Origin of the sequence: Streptomyces sp. V3I7 (assembly GCF_030817495.1) — a bacterium.
Lineage (GTDB): Bacteria > Actinomycetota > Actinomycetes > Streptomycetales > Streptomycetaceae > Streptomyces.
In genome coordinates, this window is record NZ_JAUSZK010000001.1 from 5536274 (window position 1) to 5554830 (window position 18557).

The following is an 18557-nucleotide window of genomic DNA, read 5'->3' on the forward strand; positions in this document are numbered from 1 at the left end:
TTCGAGTGGGGGAGAGACCCATGCGCACGTTCTACCCGGAGATCGAACCGTACGTCACCGGCGTCCTGCCGGCCGGCGACGGCAACGAGCTGTACTGGGAGATCTCGGGCAACCCCGAGGGCAAGCCCGTGCTCTTCCTGCACGGCGGACCCGGCGCGGGCAGCCGGCCGACGTACCGCAGGCTCTTCGACCCGGCGAAGTACCGGGTCGTCGTCTTCGACCAGCGCAACTGCGGCCGCAGCCGCCCGCACGCGGTGGACGGGGACGTGGACCTCGCCGCCAACACCACCGCGTACCTGCTCGACGACATCGAGCTGCTGCGCACCCATCTCGGCATCGACAAGTGGCTGGTGTTCGGCGGCTCCTGGGGCGTGACCCTCGGCCTCGCCTACGCCGAGACCTTCCCGCACCGCGTCAGCGAGATGATCTTCCGCGGGGTGTTCACCGCCCGGCGGGAGGAGCTCGACTGGATCTTCCAGGACGGCGCCAACCACCTCTTCCCCGACCGCTGGGAGGAGTTCCTCGCGCCGCTCGCGCCCGAGGACCGTGGTGACACCGTGCGGGCGTACCACCAGCTGCTCAACCACCCGGACGCCGAGGTGCGGCACCGGGCCGCGGCGGCCTGGGGCGCCTGGGAGGGGGTCCTCCTCACGCTGCTGCCCAGCCCGGAGGTCGTGGAGAGCTTCACGGAGCCGGAGTTCGCCGCGGCCATCGCCCGTATCGAGAACCACTACTTCGCGAGCGGCGCCTTCCTGGAGGAGGGCCAGCTGATCCGCGACGCGGGCAAGCTGGCCGACATCCCCTGCGTCCTGATCCAGGGCCGCTACGACGCCATCTGCCCGGCGAAGACGGCCTGGGACCTGCACCGCGCGCTGCCCGGCAGCGAGTTGATCCTCGTGGACGACGCGGGTCACGCGTACGACGAGCCGGGGATCCTGCACCACACCATCGAGACCACCGACCGCTTCGCGGCCTGATTTCCCGGGAGTTGGCATGGCTGGCAAGGACAGAGCTGGTGACAAGGTGCTGCGGGACCTCCCGGACGTCGGGTACACCCTGGCGGACGGCGACGCGGGCGACGTGACCGCGGCGCGGTTCGCGCACCAGGAACTCGTCGCGCAGGGCGTGGAGTTCTACGGATCCGACCACGGCACCGTGCCCTGGCTGGTCGCGGAGAAGGCCTTCGAGCTGGGCGAGGACCTCACCCGCCGCATCCACGAGCTCGGCGGCGCGGTGTTCCAGCTCGTCGACGCGGCGCAGGTGCTCTACGCCGAGGGCCACGAACGCGTCCGCGAGCACCTCGACATCGGGATCCTGCCGGGCCTGAGGGGACTGGACCTGGACCGCATGATCCAGATGTTCCGGCTGGACGTCGTCGTGCGCGACGGCAAGCCCGTGCTGACCGAGATCGAGGAGGTCTTCGGCAACGTCGGCAAGGCCCACGCCTTCGAGTTCGCCTACGGGGTGCCGGCCGACCCGATGTTCAAGGCCTTCGAGGGCTACGAGTTCGAGCGGATCTGGCTGGACGACCAATACCACATGTACCGCTCGGAACTCGCCATCGTCGCCCAGCGTATGAAGACGCAGTTCGGCCGGGACGTCGAGGTCGAGTTCCTCTCGAAGTTCAAGGACGACGGCCGCCGGGTGGGCTGGCGGTTCTGCTACGTCAAGGAGTTCCGCCAGTACGAGTCCGACGTCCGCAAAAGCATCATCGCGGGCGCCGACCGGCTGGTGAACCCGCTCTTCCACGGCTACGGCACCAAGGGGCTGATCTCCCTCGCCTGGGACCCCGAGGTGGAGGGCGAACTGGTCCGGCGTATCGGGCGGGACACGCTCGACATCCTCAGGGAGGGCATGCCCGACACCCAGTTGCTCGACCCGATCCCCGACCCCGACTTCATGGAGGGCCTGAAGAGCCGCGGCAAGGGGCTGGCCCTCAAGGTGCTCGACTCGCCGGAGGCCACCGAGTACACGTGGGGCAGCCGGGGTGTCTTCTTCGGCGACCAGTCGCGCTGGCGCAAGAGCGTGGACGCGGCCGCCATCGGCTCCGTCCCCGGCCGCGACGACGTGCGCAACACCCGTTACATGCTCACCGAGCTGATCGACAGCGACCGCTACGACATCAACTTCCTCCACCCGCGCGACAACGTGCTGTGCACCATGCCGCGCGCCCGGGTCCGGCTGACCCCGATCTTCAACCGCGAGCCGGACGGCTGGAGCCTGCTGGGCGGCCACGCCACCTTCGTCAACACCAGCCGCAAGGTCCACCTCGGCAAGCACGCCGTCTGCGCGCCCTTCAGCACCTCGCAGGCCGCCCATGATTGAGCAGGGCGAGGATCAGGAACGTACGACCGACAAGGAGACGGCAACGCCGGGCGGCGTCTCCTCGCTGTGGCGGCACCGCGACTTCCTGCTGCTGTGGGTGGGGGAGTCCATCTCCCAGGTGGGCACGCAGGTGACCCAGCTCGCGCTGCCGCTGACGGCCGTGCTGGCCCTCGACGCCTCCGCGGGCGCCGTCGGCATCCTCAACGCGCTGGTGTACGTCCCGTTCATCGGCTTCGCGCTCTACGCCGGTGTGTGGGTGGACCGCTGCCGCCGGCGCCCCATCATGATCGCCGCAAACATCGGCCGCGGGCTGCTCCTGTGCACCATCCCGGCGCTGGCCCAGGCCGGGGCGCTGCACATGTGGTGGATCTACACGGCGGCCCTCGCCATCGGCGTGTGCACGGTGCTGTTCGACGTCTGCTACCAGTCGTATCTGCCGACGCTGGTCGAACGCCACCATCTGACCAACGGCAACAGCAAGCTGGAGAGCAGCGCCTCCTTCGCGCAGGCCGCGGGCCCGGGCATCGGCGGCGTCCTGGTGCAGCTGCTGACCGCGCCGTTCGCGCTGCTCGCCAACAGCTTCTCGCTCGCGGTGTCGGTCGTCACGCTCTGCGCGATCCGGCGGCGCGAGGAGCGGCCGCCCCCGCGCGAGAAGAGCCGCAGCGTCCTCAAGGAGATGCGCGAGGGTCTCGGGTTCACGCTCCGCAGCCCGTACCTGCGCACGTTCGCCTTCGGGGCGGGGACGTACAACCTCTTCTGGAACGCCCAGCAGACGGTGTTCGTCGTCTACGCCGCGCGCGTGCTGCACATGTCCCCGGGGCTGATCGGCGTCACGCTCGGCTTCGGGGCCGTCGGCGCGCTGATCGGGGCCACCGTCGCCGAGAGGCTCGCCCGCACGATTGCGGTCGGGCGGCTCGTCACCGGCTCGCTGATGTCCATCTGCGCGGCCCCGCTGCTGATGCCCCTGGCGTCGAAGCCGGGCACCTTCTCCCTGGTCGTGCTGCTGGTGTCGTTCTTCATCGGCGGCGTGGGGCTGTCCGTGTGGAACGTGCACGTCCTCAGCCTGCGGCAGACCATCACGCCGGCCCGGCTGCTGGGCCGCGCCAACGCCAGCTACCGCTTCCTCACCTGGGGGCCGATGCCGCTCGGCGCGCTCCTCGGCGGCGGCCTCATCGAGACGATCGGATTCCACTGGACCCTGATCGCGCTCGGTATCGGCTTCAACACGGCGTGGCTGTGGGTCGTCTTCTCACCGGTGCCGCGCATGCGGGCGGCGCACGCGGTGCCGGCGGCGGCCTGACCCCACAGAATGGATCGCATGACGAAGCAGGAGCGTGCCCAACTGCCCAGAGCCTTCTGGTGGTTGTGGGCGTCCACGCTGGTGAACCGGTTCGGTCTCTTCGTGATGCCGTTCCTCTCGCTCTACCTCACCGTGGAGCGCGGCTACTCCGCCACCTACGCGGGCCTGATGGTGTCCCTGTACGGGCTCGGCGGCATCGCCGGCTCACTGCTCGGCGGCTCGCTCAGCGACCACTGGGGGCGCCGCCCGACGCTCCTGACCGGCCAACTCGGCGCCGCCGCCTTCACCTTGGGGCTGGGCTTTGCCAACCGGCCCGCGCTGATCGCGGTGTGCGTCGTCGCGCTGGGCATCGCGCTGAAGATGTCGCAGCCCGCGGTGGGGGCGATGCTCGCCGACATCGTCCCCGCCCCGTCCCGGCCGCGCGCCTACTCGCTCAACTACTGGGCGCTCAACCTGGGTTTCTCGGTCTCCGCCCTCTCGGCGGGCGTGCTCGCCTCCGCCGGCTACGTGATGCTGTTCGTGGTGGACGCGGCGACCACCCTGCTCTGCGCGGTGCTCTGCTTCCTCAAGATCCCCGAGACCCGGCCGACCGCCAGCCCGGCGGGACACGCCGAGACGCCGCGCGTGTCGCTGGTGGAGGTGCTGCGCGACCGGCGGTTCATGTGCCTGGTGGGGCTGAACCTGCTGGTCGTGCTGATCTTCACCCAGCGGCACATGGCGCTGCCGCTGTCCACCGCCGAATCGGGCCTGACCACCGGCCAGTACGGCATCGTCGCCGCCGTCAACGGCGTCATGATCATCGCCCTCCAGCTCCCCGTCACCCGCTTCACCCAGCACCGCGCGGCCGGCTGGGTCCTCGCCGCCGGAGCACTGCTGGTCGGACTCAGCTCGGCCCTCAACTCCCGCGCCGACACCGTCCTCATGTACTGCCTCGCCGCCGTCGTCTACACCCTGGGCGAGATCGTCTACGTACCGACCAGCGAGGCCCAGGTCCCCGCGATGGCCCCCGCGCACGCCCGCGGCCGCTACGAGGGCGTGATGGTGCTGTCCTGGTCCCTCGGCGGCTTCGTCGCCCCCCTGACCAGCGGCCTGATCATCGACAGCTACGGCACCCACGCCCTGTGGACGGGCTGCGCCGTCCTCGGCGTGCTGGCCGCCCTCGGATACGTCGCCCTGCTGTGCACGCGCACCCCGCGCACCCGGCAGCACACCGCTGCCCCGCCCTCCGTACAGGCCCTTCCCCAGGAGTGACGCATGGACCACCAGCCGACGGCCGCGCCCGCCCTCTCCGCGACCGACCCCCGCCTCGTGCTCAACGCCCTCGACCACCAGTTCCGCGGTTTCCGCGACTTCTTCTTCGGGCGGACCGCCCCCGCGGGCCCCATCGTCCTCCCGGCCACGCTCGGCACCCAACTCACCGACGCCACCGAAGCCCTCGCCGACCTGCTGCGCCGCGCCGTACGCAGCCTCGGCGCCGAATGCCTGACCCGGCACCGCGCCCTCGGCCTCGACGAACGCCTGACGGACTTCTACGGCGACGAGGAGTTCGAGAGCAGATACGCCACGGGCATCGGACGCCCGGACGTGGTGCTCACCGACTCCGGCTGGAAGTTCCTGGAGTTCAACTTCTGCTCGGCCACCGGCGCGCAGACCTTCGGTCATCTCGTCAACGACCTGTGGCGGCAACTGCTCCCCGAGGACACGCTCGGCCGGCTGGTCCTCGCCGACCCGCTGAAGATGCGCAACGACTTCCTGCGCGGCGTGCTCGACGACCTCGGCCTGGACGCGCGCGTGGCACTCGTCGGCAACCTCGGGGACATCGGCATCGCGAGCCGCCGGTACTACGAGGTCGAACTCGAATCCATGCGCAAGGGCGGGATCGAGGCGGAATACTTCGAGACGGACGAGTTCCTCGGCTCCGCCGACAGTCGGCGCGGCGAGTTCCCCCTCGTCCTGGAGCGCGTGGTCCCGCAGGAGTGGATCGACGCGGGCAAGGACCCCCGCCCGCTGCTCGCCATCAAGCGCAGCGGCGCCGTCGTCCTGTCGCCGCAGAGCTCCTACCAGGCCGCCAACAAGCAGCTCTTCGCGCTGCTGTCGACCGGTCAGGAGTGGATGACCGACGAGGACCGCGAGCTGGTCCGCACCCACATCCCCTGGTCGCGCAGCATCCGCGAGGACACCGTCACCTACGAGGGCGAGACGCTCGCCCTCACCGACCTGCTGCTGAAGCGGCGGGAGGACTTCGTCGTCAAGCGCTCCGACGGCGACCAGAACTTCGACGTCCACCTCGGCTGGCGGACCTCCCCGGCCGAGTGGGAGGAGACCATCGCCCGCGCGCGGAAGGCCGGCACCTGGATCGTGCAGGAGGCCGTCCACAGCACCGGGATCCAGGCGGACGTCCTCGACTGCGACAGCGGTACGTACTCCCGCATCACCACGCGCGGAGTGTTCGGCCCGCTGGTCATGGGCGGCCGGGTGAGCGCCTGCGCGGTGCGTTACGACGTGCCCGCGCGCGAGGCCGTGGCACCTCAGGCGGCGCCGCCGAGCATCGTGGGGTCCGTCGGCTGGGACACCGGGGCCGCGGCCTGAAGTACCGGACGGAGGAGGCGGTCAGTCCTTGTGCCGACCGCTCTCCAGCGCGGCCGCGGCCTGCTTGGCGGCCTTGATGGCGCCCTTGTTGATCTCGTCCGTGGCGGGCGCCTTCTTCGTCTCGAAGTCGCTGCCGTTGTAGGTGACGATCACCAGGGCGTTGGCGTCCTGGATCATCACGGTGCCCTCGCGCGTCTCCTGCTTGTCCTCGGTGGTCAGGTTCACCACCGAGTACCCGGCGTCACCGACATCCGGCACGTCCCCGCCGCCGCTCTTCTCCTTGACGCGCTTGTGGTACTCCGTCCGCGCCGCCTGGTCCGAGACCGAGATCTCGAAGGAGACGTCCAGCCAGCGGTAGTCGTAGCCGTCGAGCGCGTTCCAGGAGCAGGTGCGGCGCCGCTTGGAGTCCGTCGACGGGATCTCCCTGCCGGCCGTCTTGGCGCCCGGCACGAGCGACTTGAGCATGGCCGCGGGCACACTGGCGCACGGGGAGGGGGCCGACGCGTACGTCTTCTTCGCGGCCGGCGCCGACGCCGACGCGCCGGAGGCGGGCTGGGAGGCCGTCGCCTGGTCCGGCTCGTGCTCGGCGGCGGGCGCCGCGGACGGCCCGGACGTCAGCGCCCAGCCGGCCGCGGCGAGCACGACGACCGGCGACAGACGCGCGGTGAGAGCGAGCGGCAGAGGGAAATCACGCACGGCGCACTTCTCGTGGGGGGTGGGCGCACGGGGGGCGCGCGCGACGGACGGGACGCCAGTCTCACATGACTTGCTGTGGGACGGAAGTGCCAAATCGTCGGGTAACTGTGCCGTGATGGTGGAGTGTTGTTGAAAAACGTGCGCTTCGGACGGAACCGGGGCCGTCCGCGAGCTCCGCCGGGGCTGACGACGGGTACCGGCGGGGTGACAAGGGGTACCGGAACCCGAAGCGGCGTGCGTACGATCACAAGATCAGCTGCCGCGCAGTGAGGAGCCCGCGTGTTCACGACCCGGCCCACCCTCCAGGGCACGTTCGGCATGGTGTCCTCGACGCACTGGCTGGCCTCGCAGTCCGCGATGGCCGTGCTGGAGGACGGCGGCAACGCCTATGACGCCGCCGTCGCGGGCGCGTTCGTCCTGCACGTCGTCGAACCGCACCTCAACGGCCCCGCCGGTGAGGTCCCGATCCTGCTCGCCCCCGCGGGCGGCGACGTACGCGTGCTGTGCGGCCAGGGCGTGGCGCCGGCCGGGGCCACCGTCGCTCACTACCGCGGCCTCGGCCTGGACCTCGTCCCCGGCACCGGCCCCCTCGCCGCCGCCGTGCCTGGCGCCTTCGACGCCTGGATGCTGCTCCTGCGCGACCACGGAACGAAGCCCCTCGCCGACGTCCTGAAGTACGCCATCGGGTACGCCGAGCACGGGCACGCGCCCGTGGAGAACGTCGGGCTGACCGTCGAGAGCGTACGGGAGCTGTTCGAGACCGAGTGGACCTCGTCGGCGGAGGTGTACCTGCCGGACGGCGAGCCGCCCCGGCCCGGCCGGCTCCTCCGCAACCCCGCCCTCGCCGCCACCTGGAAGCGGCTCCTCGCCGAGACCGAGGACGCGGGCGACCGGGAGGCGCAGATCGAAGCCGCGCGGGAGGTGTGGCGCTCCGGCTTCATCGCCGAGGCCCTGGTCCGGCAGTCCCGGCGCCCCACCATGGACACCAGCGGCGAGCGGCACACCGGCACGCTGAGCGAGGCGGACCTGGCCGGCTGGTCCGCGTCGTACGAGACTCCGGCGACGTACGACTGGAACGGCTGGACCGTGTGTAAGGCCGGCCCCTGGAGCCAGGGCCCCGCCTTCCTCCAGCAGCTCGCCCTGCTGCCGCCCGAGCTGCCCGCCCACGGCTCCGCCGAGTACGTCCACCTGCTCGTCGAGGGCTGCAAGCTCGCCATGGCCGACCGCGAGGCCTGGTACGGGGACGCGGCCGACGTCCCCCTCGCCGACCTGCTCGCCGAGCCGTACAACGCGGCACGGCGGGCCCTCATCGGCACCAAGGCCTCCTACGAGCTGCGCCCCGGCAGCCCCGGTGGGCGCGTCCCGCGGCTGCCCGCCCACGCGCGCGTGCTGCCCGGCGAGGACTCCGGCTGCAACCCGGCGGCCTCCGACGGCTTCAACCCCATGGGCGTCGGCGAGCCGACGGTGGCGAGGCTGTCCGGGGAGCGGGCCGAGGTGTCCGGCGGGCGGGCCGGGGTGCCTGGGGAGCGAGCCGGGCTGTCCGGGGAGGCCGAGGTCGGCGCCGACGGCGCCACCCGGGGCGACACCTGCCACCTGGACGTCGTCGACCGCTGGGGCAACATGATCGCGGCCACGCCCAGCGGCGGCTGGCTCCAGTCCAACCCGGTCGTGCCCGAGCTGGGCTTCCCGCTCGGCACCCGGCTCCAGATGGCCTGGCTGGAGGAGGGCCTGCCCAACTCCCTCACCCCCGGACGCCGCCCCCGCACCACCCTCACCCCGTCGATCGCCCTGCGTGACGGGATCCCGGTGATGGCGTTCGGTACGCCCGGCGGCGACCAGCAGGACCAGTGGCAGGTGCACTTCTTCCTCGCCGTCGCCCTGCGTGAGCCGGTCCGCGGCGGCCTCGACCTCCAGGGCGCCATCGACGCCCCGAACTGGCACAACGACAGCTTTCCCAGCTCCTTCTACCCCCGCGGCCGGCACCCGGGCAGCGTCACCGTCGAGTCCCGCATGGACCCCGAGGTCGTCGAGGAGCTCCGTCACCGCGGCCATGACGTCACGGTCGGCTTCGGCTGGTCCGAGGGCCGCATGTGCGCGGTGGCCCGGGACCCCGAGACCGGCATCCTGTCGGCGGCGGCGAACCCTCGGGGGATGCAGGGGTATGCGGTGGGGCGCTGACCGGCCGTACCGGCGGCCTCCGATACCCGCTGTTCACCCCGATTCCACGCGGTGTACATGGGCCGGGTGGGGATTGTCAGTGGCGCGTGCTCTCATGGAGACATGATCGAAGAAACGGAAACCATCGAGGAGTTTCTCACCCAGCACTCGGCCGACGTCGAAGCGGCGATGCGCGAAGCCGCCGCCGCCGAGATCCTGCCCCGCTTCCGCCGCCTCGCCGAGCACGAGGTGGACCGGAAGAGCGGCCCGCACGACCTGGTGACGGACGCCGACCGCCTGGCGGAGCAGTACCTGACGAAGAAGCTGGGCGAACTGCTGCCCGGCTCCGTCGTGGTCGGCGAGGAGGGGGTGCACGCCAACCCCGCGACGTACGACGCGATTCACGGCGACGCGCCCGTGTGGATCGTCGATCCGGTCGACGGCACACGGCAGTTCGTGCACGGCAACCCCGGCTTCTGCACGCTGGTCACGCTCGCCCACCGGGGCGTCCCGCTCGCCTCCTGGACGTACGCGCCGGTGCGCGACCAACTCGCCACCGCCGTACGGGGCCAGGGCGCGTATCTCAACGGCGAACGCCTCGTAGCGGGTTCGCCCGCCCCCGGCGAGGACCTGCGGATCGCCACGTCCCACCCGGACTACACGACGGACGAGCAGAAGCACGCACTGCTCGGCCTGCGCACCGACGGCGCCGCCCCGCGCTTCTGCGGATCCGCGGGGCTGGAGTATCTCGCCATCGCCCGGGGTGAGTTGGACGCGACCGCCTTCTCCTGGGAAGCCGCCTGGGACCATGCGGCCGGCCTGCTCCTGGTGGAGGAGGCGGGCGGCGCCCACCGCACGCTCACCGGCGAGCCGTTCCGTATCACGGGCGGCAACGCCCTTCCGTTCACGGCCGCTCGGGACGAGGCGACGGCCCGCCGGGTGGTGGAGCTGCTGAACAAGGGGGACTGAGCACGCGGCCGATCCGCTCCACGCCGGGTCGGCCGTCAGCACCCCGGCATATGCTGCCCCCGAGTGGCCACCGGCTGACAAAGGAGTCCGAAGGTGCCGTCGATGCTGGATGCCGTCGTGGTGGGAGCGGGGCCGAACGGACTCACCGCTGCCGTGGAGCTGGCCCGCCGCGGCTTCTCCGTCGCCCTCTTCGAGGCCCGCGACACGATCGGCGGCGGAGCCCGCACCGAGGAGCTCACGCTGCCCGGCTTCCGGCACGACCCGTGCTCGGCGGCCCACCCCCTCGGCATCAACTCGCCGGCGTTCCGGGCCATGCCCCTCGAACGGTACGGACTGCGGTGGTTGCACGCCGACCTGCCCATGGCGCACCCCTTCCCGGACGGCACAGCCGCCGTGCTGGCCCGGTCCGTCGCGGAGACGGCCGCCTCCTTCGGGCCACGTGACGCGGGGGCGTACCGCAGGCTCGTCGCGCCGTTCCTCGCCCGGTGGGACACCCTGGCCCGCGACTTCATGTCCCTGCCGCTCAGCGCCCTCCCGCGGGACCCGGTCACCCTCGCCCGCTTCGGCCTGACCGGCCTCCCGCCTTCCACCTGGCTGATGCGCCGCTTCCACGACGAGCGGGCCCGTACGCTGTTCGCCGGCCTCGTCGCCCATGTCATGGCCCCACTCAACGGCATCGCCACCGGCGCGATCGGCTTGGTCTTCGCCCTGGCGGCGCACGCGCGCGGCTGGCCGGTGGCCCGAGGCGGCTCCCAGTCGATCTCCGACGCCCTCGCCGCCTACCTCGAGGACCTCGGCGGCACGATCCACACCGACTACCAGGTCAAACGCCTGGACGACCTGCCGCCCGCGCGCGCGTACGTCTTCGACACCTCGCCCACCGCCCTCGCCCGCATCGCCGACCTCGGCAACTACTACGCCGACTACCGCTACGGCCCCGGCGTCTTCAAGATCGACTACGCCCTCGACGGCCCGGTGCCCTGGACGGCGCCGGAGGCGCGCACCGCCGGCACCGTACAGATCGGCGCGGACAGCAAGGAGATCGGCGCCGCCCTGCACGCTGTGTCCCGCGAGGGCCGGGTGCCCGAGCCGCCGTTCCTCATCACCGTGCAGCCCAGCATCGCCGACCCCACCCGGGCGCCCGAGGGCAAACAGGTCTTCTGGGCGTACGCCCATGTGCCGAGCGGCTGGACCGGCGACCTCACGGACGCCATCGAGCGCCAACTGGAGCGCTTCGCCCCCGGCTTCCGCGACCGCGTCCTCGCCCGCGCCACCGCGGGCCCGCCCCAGCTCGCCGCCCACAACGCCAACTACGTCGGCGGCGACATCGGCACCGGCGCGGTCTCCGGCCTCCAGACCCTGCTGCGCCCCAAACTGTCCCTGTCCCCGTACACCACCCCGCACCCCGCCGTCTTCATCTGCTCGGCAGCCACCCCACCGGGCCCCGGCGTGCACGGCATGTCGGGCCACAACGCGGCGAAGGCGGTATGGCGAAGACTGAGACAGACGAGGCAGAGATGACCACCATCAGGCTGGTCCAGGGCGACATCACCCAGCAGAGCGCCGATGCGATCGTCAACGCGGCCAACTCCTCCCTCTACGGCGGTGGAGGCGTCGACGGCGCCATCCATCGCGGAGGCGGCCCGGCCATCCTCGAAGCCTGCCGAGCCCTCCGCGCCTCCCACTACGGCAAGGGCCTCCCCACCGGCCAGGCAGTCGCCACAACGGCCGGCGACCTGGACGCGACCTGGGTCATCCACACGGTCGGCCCGGTCTGGTCGTCCACCGAGGACCGCTCGGAGCAACTGGCCTCCTGCTACCGCGAGTCGCTCCGCGTGGCCGACGAACTGGGCGCCCGCACAGTCGCGTTCCCGGCGATCTCCACCGGCGTGTTCCGGTGGCCGATGGACGACGCGGCTCGCATCGCCGTCGAGACGGTGCGGAACACGCCGACCGCCGTTGAAGAGGTGAGGTTCGTGCTCTTCGATGACCGGGCGTACGAGGCGTTCGTCCGGCAACTCGGCTAACGGAAACCACGGTGAGATTGACCCATTGGGCCTGACTCCCCTGTCGGACGAGTTCATTAAAGGCCGGCATCCCAAGCAGGGGCGCCGGCCTTTACCGTGTTCCTAACGCTGGCTGCCTACCTCCGACCGGGTGGCGGTGAGGTAGGCGAGGGCGGCCATGGCCAACGTGATGTGCCGGTACCAGGCGCGGTAGAGCCGGACCTGGTAGTGGTCCAGGCCGCACTCGCCCTTCGCGGTCTGGAAGCACTCCTCCACCGCCCACCTCGCGGCGGCGACCTTGGCCAGGTCTTTCAGCCGGGAGGTGGCCGGTCCGTAGCAGACGTAGTAGGCGATCTCGGTGGGGTCGCTGATGCTGCGGCGGGCCAGGACCCAGTGCCCGAACCCGTCTTCCCAGCAGGGGCGGATCGCCACGCGGGCCCAGTCGTAGATCCGCTCGCCGTGCGCGCCTTGCCCGCCCGAGGCCAGCAGACCGGTGCCGTGCTGGTGCGCGACCCGAGCGTCATCGACTTTCTCGTGGCCGCGTTCGAGCGCGCGTGGTCGCAGGCCATTCCGTTCCCGGTGTCGTACAGCCGAGACCATGTGGCGACGGTCTCGGACGACCTCAAACTGGCGCTGCTGCGACTGCTCGTCGAAGGCCATGAAGACAAGGTTATTTCGAAGCGTCTCGGTATCTCCCTGCGCACCTATCAGCGGCACCTAGCCGAGATCATGAAACGCATCGGAGCGCGAAACCGTTCGCACGGCGGCTACCTCGTGCACAAAATGCGGCTTCTCTACCGGGACTCCTAGGTCAAGTGACTTGAAAAATAACCTTTTTGAGGCTGCAGATCGCTTGGCGGACTGAGAGGATGTCGGCATGGATCTTGGTCTTCGTGGCGGCGAGCGCCATGGGGGAGGGTGACGCCCTGGGTCTCGTTCTGTCGGGCACCGTACGTCAGCCGGTCGCCGGGCTCGCACTGTCCAATGGACTGCGCCCCGGCCTCGCCATGACCGCGAAGGCGCTCGCGGACGAACTGGGGCCCCGGGGAATCCGGGTCTTCGGCCTCCTGCCTTCGCAGATCGATACGGAGCGAGTTGCCGAACTCGATTCCCTGACCGGGAACGCGGATGCCGCGCGAACCCGGAACTGCGGAGCCATCCCATTGCGCCGTTATGGCCGTCCGGAGGAATTCGGCAAGGTGGCGGCTTTCCTTCTCTCTCCGGCGGCTTCGTATCTCACCGGATTGATGGTTCCCGTCGACGGCGGAGCGCTTCGCCACCTCTGACCCTTCCTGCCTTTGTGTCCTTGTATCTGAAATGCTCCCATTGTGTCAAGATTGAGAAAGCAGCTGTCTGTTGAAGATTCGCCTCGATCGCAGCGCCCTGGCCGAAGCGGTGGCCTGGGCCGCTCATGTCGTACCCTCGCGGCCGACCATGCCCGCCCTCTCCGGTCTGCTCCTGACAGCCACGAACAACGTCCTCACCGCTTCGGGATTCGACTACGAGACCTCCGCCAAGTTCGAGGTGGAGGCGGAGGTGCTGGAACCGGGTTCCGTCGTCGTCTCCGGACGGCTCCTGTCCGAGGTGTCCAAGTCGCTTCCCAACCTGCCGGTCGAGATTTCGGCCGACGACGCGGAGGCGGTCCTGCTGTGTGGCGCCTCCCAGTTCGGCCTGCCGGCCCTGCCGTTGGACGACTACCCGAAACTGCCGGAGATGCCGAAGACGCAAGGCTCCGTCGATGGCGCGCTGTTCGCTGAGGCCGTCGGCCAGGTGGCGGTTGCCGCAGGCCGCGACGAGACCCTGCCGATCCTGACGGGTATCCGGCTCGAGATCACCAACTCCACGCTGCGCATGGTGTCCACCGACCGCTACCGCCTGGCGGTGCGGGACATCCCCTGGCGTTCCGCCGACCCGGACACCGAGCTCAACACACACGTGCTGGTGCCGGCCAAGGCCCTGCACGATATCGCCCGTTCGCTCACCAAGGGCGATCAGGTCACCATCGCCCTCACCGCCACCGAGAACGAGTCGAGCGCTGGGATCATCGGCTTCGAGGCCGGACCGCGCCAGGCCACCACCCGGCTCATCGACGGCTCGTTCGTCAAGTACCACACGATCTTCCCGAGTGAGTACACAGGAAGCGCCGTCATCGAACGCGCGCCGCTGCTGGAGGCTGCCAAGCGTGTGTCGCTCGTGGTGGAGCGACAGGCACCGATGCGGATGACGCTCTCCGAGGGCAGGATCGTGCTCGACGCGGGCAACGCCGTCGAGGCCCGCGGCAAGGAGGCTGTCACCGCGGTCTTCGACGGCGAGGAGATCTGCCTGGCCGCCAACCCGGGCTTCCTCCTCGAGGGCCTCGCAGCGATCAACGCCCCGTTCGTGGAGTTCAGTTACACCACGGTCAGCAAGCCTGCCGTCTTCACCGCCCTGCAGGAGCCGGAGGGCGAGCACGACCCGAGCTACCGCTACCTTTTCATGCCACTGCGCACCAACTGAACGGTGCGGACCTGGACTGTACGGTCCCCGCGCTGTCGCGTCCGCGCTGTCAGTTGCGCAGGAGATCGGCCTCTGCTGCCAGTTGCCGGACGGTGGGCCGGGTCATCAGCAGTCGTACCGTCACTTTGACCTCCAACGCTCAACGCCGGGCTGCAACGCCAGCAGACGGTCGGCCTCCATCTGCCGCGCGGCCTCGAGCAGGTGTGCGCGGTCGGCTCGTGCGATGTTCAGCGTCATTGGCAGTTCATAGCACGCGCGGTCAGGGCAGGGGTGGAGGGTGAAACCGTGAACTGCGGAGGTACCCGTGGCTGTTGCTCTGGAACATCGACTCGCCTTGCTGGGAGGCGGCTTCTCCACCGGCGACGACGGCCTGCTGGACGACTGGGTACTTGGTCAGGTGCGTGCGCCTCGGCCCAAGGTGTGCTTCGTTCCCACAGCCAGCGGCGACGCCCCCGCCTACGTCGACCGCTTCCTCGCCGCGTTCCGGCCCCGTTCCTGCGAACCCGGCATCCTGCACCTGTTCCGGCGGGAACTCGATGACGACGCTCTGCGCACGTTCCTGCTCTCGCAGGACGTCATCTATGTAGGTGGCGGCAACACCGTGAACCTGCTGGCCGTGTGGCGCGCACACGGTGTGGACCGACTGCTGCACGAGGCGTTCGACCGTGGAACCCTGTTGTGCGGCATCAGCGCCGGCGTCAACTGCTGGGCCGAGGGCTCGCACACCGACTCCTTCGGGCCGCTGACCCGTCTCTCCGACGGGTTGGGGCTGTTGGCCGGCTCGGTCTGCCCCCACTACGACAGCGAGCCGGGGCGCCGCTCGTCCTACCAGGCGGCCGTGGCAACCCGTGCGCTTCCGGCCGGCTGGGCCGTGGAGGACGGCGTCGGCGCCCTCTTCACGGACGGTCGTCTGACGGGCGCGGTGACGCGTACGACTCAGGCCCGCCTCTACCGGGTCGAGCCGGGCGAGGACACGGACGAGGGCGGCCGAGTCGCGGAACAGCCGTGCCGTGCCGTCTGCTCGCCGGGGCAGCACAGCGGCCCACCTCCTCCGCGGACCGGCGGCCCGGCTGACGGTGGGTCAGTCCTCGCCTCGTACGATCGTCGTCCCCCGCTCTCCCCAGCGCTCGCGTCCCGCGTCGCCGTCGAGCGTGGCGCGCACGCAGGTGCGTATGCCCTGTCCGCGCACACGGTGCGCCGTCGCCCAGCCGGTCTCGGGCGGCTGGGGGGTAGTGGTCGTCTTCTTGGCTTCCGCGGTCACGGCGGATCATCTTCCTTCGCATCGAGCACATGGGACCGGACCGTTCGCGTCTCCGGTTCTACGTCTTCCCCCTCGACGGTCACCGAGTCCCCGCCGAACATCGCCCGAAACGTCCCGCTCCCGCCCGCCGCGGTCGGCGCGTGACCGTCGTCTCCCCGGGTACTCGTGGGGTCCGGCGCAGAGAAGGCGCAAGGAAACGGACGAAACGAAACGGATGGAGGAAACTCTCATGTTCCGTGCCATCGGCGATGTGTTCCACACCGTCGGCAGCACCGTCGCCGACGTGGTGTCCCTGCCCTTCAGGGCGATCGGCCGGCTGTTCGGCGGAGCGTCGCGCCGCTGACGCCGCTCGGGCCCTCAGCGGCCCATGGTGGTGATGTGTACGAACGCATGCAAATGGATGCAAATCGCCGGTCGGTGCCCGCCCTGTCGTGGAGCCCCACATGACCACACCGCGCGACCTCGTGATCGCCACCCTGGACGCTGCTCCCGAGCGTCCCGTCGAGCAGGGGGAACTGTCCCTCGTGCTCGCGGGAGCCGAGCTGGTCGATCTCATCGACGCCGAGGCGGCCGACCTGGACGGCGACCGCATCATGCCCCGGCTGCATGCGCCGAGCGGCGACCGGCTGCTGGACGCGGCCGCGTCGTCGCTCGTGCGGCAGGCGCCGTACGAGTCCGTCGAGGACTGGCTGTGGCGACGGGGGCGTGGGCTGGCCGCCGCCTATCTCGCCGTACTGGAAGCGGAGGGCCAGGTCACCCGGCAGCGCCGCGGCTGGCTTCCGTTGCGGAGTTCCCACCGGGTCCTGGCCGACTCGCCGGACCGCCGGCGCGCGGCCGAGCGCTGGGCGTCCGGCGAGCCCGTCCTGGCCCGGTTGGGGGCCGCCATCGGCATCCGTGACGAGCCGGTCGAGGGCTTCGACGCGGAGCTGCCCGGCGAGACCGCGGTGACCGTCGTGGCCGCAGTCCACGACGCGGTGATGGAGCTGGAGGCCGTGCGCCAGCGTCGTGGCATCGAGCAGGCGGCGTTCGACAACGTGTGGCGGGGGGAGTGACGACGGGAACCGTTCCTATTCAGTGAGCAGGAGTGAGTCTTGGACCCATACCTGGTCACTGCGGACATCCCGAACGGTTTTGGGTGTCCTGGTCGCCCGCGTTCTCGCCGCGTCCGGCTGCACGCATCGTGTGCGTGGTCCGGGAATGCGGGGGCGGGGCCCCTCACGCCCCGGGGTGCCTGCTCCGGCCTGGACGGTCCGATGCCCGTACCCATCGCTCTGGTGGGTACGGGGCGGTGTCGTCCGTCGCCGGATCGGGTATCCCAGGGCGCGCCTGCCGATCGCGATGCTCGCGGCATCGTGACGGCTGGGTTTCCTGTTCTTGCCGGTGAGGGGTTTCTGCCAGTGCTGGGCGCCCCACCGGGAGGTGTAGGCGGGGTCGACGGCGATCAGGGGGATGCCGAGTTCGGCCGCCATGCTGACCAGCCGGGCGCGCAGCCTTGCCACGGGCAGGCCGGAGATGAGGTGGCGGAACTTCTTGCGCCTGCCGTGCTTCTCGCGGGTCTTGTCCGCGGTGAAGTCCAGGTCCTCGACCGCGATCGCGAGATGGTGGCGTTTGGCCCAGTGCAGCAGCCGGATCAGGGCGTGGCGGACCTGGGCGTCGCGGTGGGCGGCGGTGCCCGTCAGGTCATAGCCGAACCGGAGCGGCCGGCCGACCGGGTTGCCGTGGGTGTCCAGGCGCCAGGCGGCGAGGTGATCGGCGTTGGTGTCCACGCCGATCAGCCCCCTGGCACGGGCGGCCCCGAGGGGAACCGTCTGAACGGGCGGGATCGTCCAGGAGGCGGTGAGGTACCAGCGGGAGCGGTCGACGTCCTCGTGGATGCGGTAGGCCACGGCCCGGTTCGCGCTCACGCGGTCGCGCCACTGCTCGCCCCGGTGCGCGAACGCCACCCGCGCGGCCAGCACGTACCGGCCGTGCGGGGCGTTCGCCAGGTGGGCGAGCGGTGCGGGGAGTTTCAGGCTCACCTCACCGTCCGGGGTGACGCGGATGGTCTCGTTGCCGTACCGCTTCCCCGACTCGCCGTCCGCGGCCAGGAACCGGCGCGCGGCCTCCCACCGCTCTCGCCACCGCGGCTCCGTGAGGTCTGCCGCATCGAGGTGGTGGCGGGTGTGCAGCAGCCGTTTCCCGCCGCGCACCACGTGCACGACACCGGCCCGCCAGTCGGCGCGCGCCGCCCGCAGCCGGTCCTGGAGGGCGTGCAGGCGGCGGGACTTGGCGAACCACTCCCGCCGGGAACGGTAGCCGCCCGGCGTCCGCTTGCCGCCCTTCTGTCCGAGCGGCAGGGACAGCCGGTGCTCGATCGTGCGCACCCCCGCCTCCAGCCCCTGCATGTGCGCGAGCTGGGCACGCCGGGCCAGAGCCCACTGATCGTGCGTGGCCTTCGTGATCGAACCCGCCCACCGCGACGACGACTCCCCGGTAAGCACACGCTTGCGCTCCGCCCACGCATCGCTGTCGTGGTCCGGCCCGGCCGCACACCGGGCCTTCAGATCGCGGGAGGCAAGCCCACCGAGATGGTCGCCGACCAGCCGCAGCACCTCCTCGTCCCCCGCGCTCAGGTGCTTGAGCCGGTCACGGACCGCAACACCGGAAGGGCCGGGCACCACGAACGGCGCCGCCAGCTCCCGCAGCCCGCCCACCGGCAACCACCCTCCCCACCCGCCCCCAAACAACCCGCCACCCCACCCAACGACCACCACCCGCA

At 70.9% G+C, this 18557-nt stretch carries 16 protein-coding genes and 2 pseudogenes; 15 read left to right on the forward strand and 3 right to left on the reverse strand.

Annotated elements, in window-relative coordinates:
• Positions 1–20: 20 nt before the first annotated feature.
• The 5 genes from pip to QFZ74_RS25735 are packed head-to-tail and all read left to right on the forward strand — an operon-like array spanning position 21 to position 6214.
• Complete coding sequence (gene pip / locus QFZ74_RS25715; RefSeq protein WP_307623206.1) at positions 21–977, forward strand: prolyl aminopeptidase; 957 nt, start codon at positions 21–23, stop codon at positions 975–977.
• 16 nt (positions 978–993) lie between these two features.
• A complete protein-coding gene (locus tag QFZ74_RS25720) occupies positions 994–2325 on the forward strand; it encodes a hypothetical protein (RefSeq protein WP_307623207.1) in 1332 nt (443 codons plus the stop codon).
• A complete protein-coding gene (locus tag QFZ74_RS25725) occupies positions 2318–3625 on the forward strand; it encodes an MFS transporter (RefSeq protein ID WP_307623208.1) in 1308 nt (435 codons plus the stop codon). The genes QFZ74_RS25720 and QFZ74_RS25725 overlap by 8 nt, the downstream gene beginning before the upstream one ends.
• Positions 3626–3643: 18 nt before the next feature.
• Positions 3644–4876 carry an MFS transporter gene (locus QFZ74_RS25730; protein ID WP_307623209.1) on the forward strand — a complete coding sequence of 411 codons (1233 nt, stop codon included), beginning with the start codon at positions 3644–3646 and terminating at the stop codon, positions 4874–4876.
• A 3-nt stretch (positions 4877–4879) separates the two neighbouring features.
• Positions 4880–6214, forward strand: coding sequence for a hypothetical protein (locus QFZ74_RS25735; RefSeq protein ID WP_307623210.1), 1335 nt, complete (start codon positions 4880–4882; stop codon positions 6212–6214).
• A gap of 21 nt (positions 6215–6235) precedes the next feature.
• Here the strand turns inward: QFZ74_RS25735 and QFZ74_RS25740 are convergent, their stop codons facing one another.
• On the reverse strand, positions 6236–6910 hold the full coding sequence (locus QFZ74_RS25740) for a hypothetical protein (RefSeq protein WP_307623211.1): 675 nt from the start codon (positions 6908–6910) through the stop codon (positions 6236–6238).
• A gap of 279 nt (positions 6911–7189) precedes the next feature.
• On the opposite strand from QFZ74_RS25740, the gene QFZ74_RS25745 reads away from it, so the two are divergent.
• From QFZ74_RS25745 to QFZ74_RS25760, 4 genes are all read left to right on the forward strand, one after another.
• A complete protein-coding gene (locus QFZ74_RS25745; protein WP_307623212.1) occupies positions 7190–9088 on the forward strand; it encodes a gamma-glutamyltransferase family protein in 1899 nt (632 codons plus the stop codon).
• Positions 9089–9190: 102 nt separating this feature from the next.
• Positions 9191–10036, forward strand: a complete 846-nt coding sequence (locus QFZ74_RS25750) for an inositol monophosphatase family protein (RefSeq protein WP_307623213.1) — start codon at positions 9191–9193, stop codon at positions 10034–10036.
• Positions 10037–10138: 102 nt separating this feature from the next.
• Positions 10139–11557, forward strand: a complete 1419-nt coding sequence (locus QFZ74_RS25755) for an NAD(P)/FAD-dependent oxidoreductase (protein ID WP_307623214.1) — start codon at positions 10139–10141, stop codon at positions 11555–11557.
• A complete protein-coding gene (locus QFZ74_RS25760) occupies positions 11554–12063 on the forward strand; it encodes an O-acetyl-ADP-ribose deacetylase (RefSeq protein WP_307623215.1) in 510 nt (169 codons plus the stop codon). The genes QFZ74_RS25755 and QFZ74_RS25760 overlap by 4 nt, the downstream gene beginning before the upstream one ends.
• A gap of 102 nt (positions 12064–12165) precedes the next feature.
• On the opposite strand, the pseudogene QFZ74_RS25765 reads toward QFZ74_RS25760, so the two are convergent.
• A pseudogene (locus tag QFZ74_RS25765) lies at positions 12166–12522 on the reverse strand (IS701 family transposase); the annotation flags it as partial.
• A gap of 120 nt (positions 12523–12642) precedes the next feature.
• Between QFZ74_RS25765 and QFZ74_RS25770 the strand changes: the two are divergent.
• The 6 genes and pseudogenes from QFZ74_RS25770 to QFZ74_RS25795 all read left to right on the forward strand — a co-directional run bounded on the left by QFZ74_RS25770 (position 12643) and on the right by QFZ74_RS25795 (position 16851).
• A complete protein-coding gene (locus QFZ74_RS25770) occupies positions 12643–12852 on the forward strand; it encodes a LuxR C-terminal-related transcriptional regulator (RefSeq protein WP_307623216.1) in 210 nt (69 codons plus the stop codon).
• A gap of 80 nt (positions 12853–12932) precedes the next feature.
• Positions 12933–13328, forward strand: a pseudogene (locus QFZ74_RS25775) (SDR family oxidoreductase); the annotation flags it as partial.
• Positions 13329–13398: 70 nt separating this feature from the next.
• The gene (gene dnaN, locus QFZ74_RS25780; RefSeq protein ID WP_307623218.1) at positions 13399–14538 is read left to right on the forward strand and encodes a DNA polymerase III subunit beta; all 1140 of its coding nucleotides are present in this window, start codon (positions 13399–13401) and stop codon (positions 14536–14538) included.
• Between the two features lie 304 nt (positions 14539–14842).
• Positions 14843–15943 (forward strand): Type 1 glutamine amidotransferase-like domain-containing protein, encoded by a 1101-nt coding sequence (locus tag QFZ74_RS30490; protein ID WP_373462435.1) that lies wholly within the window; start codon positions 14843–14845, stop codon positions 15941–15943.
• Positions 15944–16028: 85 nt separating this feature from the next.
• Positions 16029–16142 (forward strand): LPFR motif small protein, encoded by a 114-nt coding sequence (locus tag QFZ74_RS25790; RefSeq protein WP_307623219.1) that lies wholly within the window; start codon positions 16029–16031, stop codon positions 16140–16142.
• Between the two features lie 100 nt (positions 16143–16242).
• Positions 16243–16851, forward strand: a complete 609-nt coding sequence (locus tag QFZ74_RS25795; RefSeq protein WP_307623220.1) for a GPP34 family phosphoprotein — start codon at positions 16243–16245, stop codon at positions 16849–16851.
• A gap of 15 nt (positions 16852–16866) precedes the next feature.
• On the opposite strand, the gene QFZ74_RS25800 is transcribed toward QFZ74_RS25795, so the two are convergent.
• A complete protein-coding gene (locus QFZ74_RS25800) occupies positions 16867–18492 on the reverse strand; it encodes a transposase (protein ID WP_307624276.1) in 1626 nt (541 codons plus the stop codon).
• Between the last annotated feature and the right edge of the window lie 65 nt (positions 18493–18557).

Bases quoted from the DNA above. Each gene is read 5' to 3' on its own strand.
- QFZ74_RS25735 (WP_307623210.1), top strand. From the start codon at position 4,880: ATGGACCACCAGCCGACGGCCGCGCCCGCCCTCTCCGCGACCGACCCC.
- QFZ74_RS25790 (WP_307623219.1), top strand. From the start codon at position 16,029: ATGTTCCGTGCCATCGGCGATGTGTTCCACACCGTCGGCAGCACCGTC.
- QFZ74_RS25750 (WP_307623213.1), top strand. From the start codon at position 9,191: ATGATCGAAGAAACGGAAACCATCGAGGAGTTTCTCACCCAGCACTCG.
- QFZ74_RS25725 (WP_307623208.1), top strand. From the start codon at position 2,318: ATGATTGAGCAGGGCGAGGATCAGGAACGTACGACCGACAAGGAGACG.
- QFZ74_RS25720 (WP_307623207.1), top strand. From the start codon at position 994: ATGGCTGGCAAGGACAGAGCTGGTGACAAGGTGCTGCGGGACCTCCCG.
- QFZ74_RS25730 (WP_307623209.1), top strand. From the start codon at position 3,644: ATGACGAAGCAGGAGCGTGCCCAACTGCCCAGAGCCTTCTGGTGGTTG.
- QFZ74_RS25760 (WP_307623215.1), top strand. From the start codon at position 11,554: ATGACCACCATCAGGCTGGTCCAGGGCGACATCACCCAGCAGAGCGCC.
- QFZ74_RS25755 (WP_307623214.1), top strand. From the start codon at position 10,139: ATGCTGGATGCCGTCGTGGTGGGAGCGGGGCCGAACGGACTCACCGCT.
- pip (WP_307623206.1), top strand. From the start codon at position 21: ATGCGCACGTTCTACCCGGAGATCGAACCGTACGTCACCGGCGTCCTG.
- QFZ74_RS25795 (WP_307623220.1), top strand. From the start codon at position 16,243: ATGACCACACCGCGCGACCTCGTGATCGCCACCCTGGACGCTGCTCCC.